The 3,006-nt window shown below is 71.0% G+C and carries 4 protein-coding genes; 2 read left to right on the forward strand and 2 right to left on the reverse strand.

The window, feature by feature from the left end:
* Positions 1 to 181 precede the first annotated feature (181 nt).
* Both G6027_RS12310 and holA read left to right on the forward strand, forming a co-directional pair.
* The gene (locus tag G6027_RS12310) at positions 182 to 1,111 is read left to right on the forward strand and encodes an SDR family NAD(P)-dependent oxidoreductase (RefSeq protein WP_182637432.1); all 930 of its coding nucleotides are present in this window, start codon (positions 182 to 184) and stop codon (positions 1,109 to 1,111) included.
* Between the two features lie 69 nt (positions 1,112 to 1,180).
* Positions 1,181 to 2,158 carry a DNA polymerase III subunit delta gene (gene holA / locus G6027_RS12315; RefSeq protein ID WP_182637433.1) on the forward strand — a complete coding sequence of 326 codons (978 nt, stop codon included), beginning with the start codon at positions 1,181 to 1,183 and terminating at the stop codon, positions 2,156 to 2,158.
* A 115-nt stretch (positions 2,159 to 2,273) separates the two neighbouring features.
* Here the strand turns inward: holA and rpsT are convergent, their stop codons facing one another.
* Entirely contained in the window at positions 2,274 to 2,534 is a 261-nt protein-coding gene (rpsT, locus tag G6027_RS12320) for a 30S ribosomal protein S20 (RefSeq protein ID WP_182637434.1), read from the reverse strand.
* Between the two features lie 206 nt (positions 2,535 to 2,740).
* The coding region (locus tag G6027_RS12325) for a type II toxin-antitoxin system PemK/MazF family toxin (protein ID WP_182637435.1) at positions 2,741 to 3,006 on the reverse strand (266 nt) is incomplete at its 5' end.

The raw sequence follows: 3,006 nt of genomic DNA on the forward strand, positions 1-3,006 counted from the left end.
GACGGTCGCGGACATCGCTGTGGCCCTGCCGGGGTCGCCGGACCTGCCGCCCGGGTGATCCCGGCGACGGATACGGTGCCGCCCGCGAGACCGCGTGCGCGTGCCACCGGATGCGTCCCGCGTCCGTGACGCGCAACATGGCCCGCACGGTACAGCCCCCAACTATGACGAAGGAGACGGGATGAGCGGGAACGACGACCTCAGGGGAAAGGCCATCGTCGTCACAGGCGCCTCGAGCGGATTCGGCCGGGGCGCCGCGGTGGCACTCGGCGAGCGTGGCGCACATGTCGTGCTCGCGGCCCGCCGTGGGGACGTGCTCGACGAGGTGGCGGCGGAGATTAGCGGGGCCGGGGGGACGGCCCTGGCCGTTCAGACGGACGTGAGTGATCCCGAGGCCGTCGAGCACCTGGCCGCGGCCGCCGAGGAGCGTTTCGGACCCATCGACGTGTGGATCAACAACGCCGCGGTCGGTGTGATGGGCCTGTTCTGGGAGGTGCCTCTCGCCGACCACGCCCGACTCGTCGATGTGGACCTCAAGGGCATGATCTACGGCGCCCACGTGGCGCTGCAGCGCTTCACCTCCCGAGGCCGGGGAGTGCTGATCAACGTGGGTTCAGTTGCCGGCGAGGTGCCGCTGGCCTACCAGTCCACCTACTCCGCGGTGAAGGCGGGAATCACGAGCCTCGGCCGGTCCCTCAATGAGGAGCTACGCCTGGCCGGCCTCTCGGATGCGATCATGGTCGGCACGATCCTGCCCTGGGCGGCCGACACCCCGTGGTGGGACCACGTGGGCAACTACACCGGCCACGCGCCGCGGATGACGGCGATGGACGATCCCGACCTGATCGTGGACGCGATCGTCGCCGCCTGCACGAACCCGGAGCAGGAACAACCCGTCGGCCCCAAGGGCCGCGCCGCCCATGCATCGCACCGCCTGTTCCGCGAACTCACCGAGCGGTTCTCGGGGAAGCTCTCCAAAGCCGAGATCGGTAACGGCGCGGGCGTGCCGGACACCGCCGGCGCCATCCACCGACCTGTCGCCGTGGGGACCGCGGTCCGCGGGGGGACGCGGGAACGGATGGTCGAGGAGGACACCGACCCGCGGTCGTGAGGCCGGTGACACGGGAGTGTCGGGGTGACGTGGCACGATGTCGTGTGAGTACGACGACGAGGAGCGCCCATGACACCCGGCTCTGCACCCGGCCCGCTGCATCTCGTCCTGGGAGAGGACGAGTTCCTCACCGAGCGCGCGACCGCCGGTGTCGTGGCGGCCGTGCGGGCAGCGGCACCCGCGGGGGAGGATCCGCCCGTGGTCTCCCGCCTGGGAGGGCCGGAGGTCGGGGCGCCCCAGCTGTTCGAACTGCTCTCACCGTCACTGTTCGGTGAGGCCCGGATCGTGGTGATCACGGGGGCTGCGGAACTGGGCAAGGACGCTCAGGCGGCGGTGATGGGGGCCGCCGTCGATCTGCCGGACCAGACTGTCATGGTGGTCCAGCACACGGGCGGGGGTCGGGCCAAGGCACTCGTGCCGGATCTGCGTAAGGCCGGTGCACAGGAGCATGCGGCCGGCAAGCTCTCCCGCCACATGGACGTGGTGGGATTCGTGCGCTCGGAGTTCCGGGGCCTCGACGTCCGGGTGGCCCCGGAGGCGTGTGAGGCCCTGGTCGAGGCGGTGGGCACGGACCTGCGGCAGCTGGCGTCGGCGTGCGGCCAGCTGGTGGCCGACACCGGGGGGAAGGTCGACGTCGAGGCGGTGCGCCGCTATCACTCCGGCGTCGTGGGCGTCAGCGGTTTCACCGTGGCCGAGCGCGCGGTCACCGGTGATGTGGCCGGCGCCATCGAGGCACTCGAATGGGCCATGCACACGGGGGTCCCGCACGTCGTGTTGGCCGACGCCCTCGCGGACGCCGTGAACTCGATCGCCATGGTGGGTACGCAACGGGGCACCCCGCCCGCCGAACTGGCGCGGCAGGGCCTGCCTCCGTGGAAGGTCAAGAAGGTCACCGCGCAGACACGGTACTGGTCCATCGACACCCTCGGCAGTGCCCTCCAGGTGGTGGCCCGCCTCAACGGTGAGGTCAAGGGGCAGGCGGAGGACACGTCTTACGCTCTCGAGCGGGCGGTGCGGGAGGTCGGCTCACTGGCGGGCGCCGCCTAGAACGCGACGAGGGCCCACCACGCGCACTCGACTGGTGCGGGGGTGGGCCCTCGGAGCCTCGTCGCGGCAGGTTGCGCCGCGGGGCTGTGCTCCCCTCTGGGAGGAGCGGGTCGCCTCAGAGCGCGTTGACGGCCTTGGCGAGCGACGACTTCTTGTTGGCGGCCTGGTTCTGGTGGATGACACCCTTGGTGGCGGCCTTGTCGAGCTGACGCGAGGTCGCGACGAGGAGAGCGCCGGCCTTGGCCTTGTCGCCGGCCTCGGTGGCCTGACGCAGGCTGCGGATGGCGGAACGCAGAGCCGACTTGGTCGACTGGTTGCGGAGACGGTTGCGCTCGTTGGTGAGGTTCCGCTTCTTCTGGGACTTGATGTTTGCCACTGGTCACACCTTCGGTCGTGTGTCGACGGCTCCGCGGGGGATCCGGCCGATCTGATGTCATGTCTCTAGTCCGCTCGAACACGCGAAACGCGATCCGGTGGACACCGACGACCCACTTTACCAGCGGCGGCGTCACCGGCCAAAACGCGTGACGAGTGTGCGCGCACCCGGTCGGGCCCCTGTCCGGCTGCCCGCCACCACTGGCGTCAGCGCCAGCCGTAGTCCGAGCGCAACCGGTCCGCGACCCGTTCGAACGTGGCGCGGGAGCAGACGGCCCCCTCGCGCCGGATGCCCTGTTCGGGCACGTCCAGCACGCGGTCCAGGCGGACCCAGCTCGGTCGGTCCTCCGGGTCCCACGGCCCGGTGCCGAGCCCGAGCCACCCCTCGTCGTCGTCCCGCCTGTCCTGCGAGGAGAGCATGAGGCCGAGCAGTCGATCGCCGTCGCGGCCCACCACCAGGACCGGACGGTCCT

This window comes from Dietzia sp. SLG310A2-38A2 (assembly GCF_014145095.1).
Lineage (GTDB): Bacteria > Actinomycetota > Actinomycetes > Mycobacteriales > Mycobacteriaceae > Dietzia.